This window comes from Streptomyces nanshensis, assembly GCF_001751255.1.
Taxonomy (GTDB): domain Bacteria; phylum Actinomycetota; class Actinomycetes; order Streptomycetales; family Streptomycetaceae; genus Streptomyces; species Streptomyces nanshensis_A.
This window is the reverse complement of the sequence record NZ_LJGW01000007.1, coordinates 1-225: the sequence shown is the minus strand read 5'-3', so window position 1 is coordinate 225 and position 225 is coordinate 1. Positions and strand designations below refer to the sequence as shown.

The 225-nt window shown below is 72.9% G+C and carries 1 pseudogene; it reads right to left on the bottom strand.

Annotation, left to right across the window (positions count from 1 at the left end):
* Positions 1-225, bottom strand: a pseudogene (locus AN218_RS37695) (hypothetical protein); the annotation flags it as partial.

The following is a 225-nucleotide window of genomic DNA, read 5'->3' as shown; positions in this document are numbered from 1 at the left end:
AAGATGTCCTGCGCCCACGCCGCGAGCCAGTCCGCCGAGCCCTTCACGAACTCCACGAAGGGGTTCGCCTGGTTCGCCTCCAGCAGATACAGCAGGATCCACAGGCCGAGGATCACCGCCGCGATGTCGGCGATCGTGTGGATGATCAAGGCCGCGCGCTGCGCTCCCTCGCCGTTCCGCGGCCGCCGCTCGCGCCGCGGCGCCGGGGGCGGTGGCGGCGGCGGG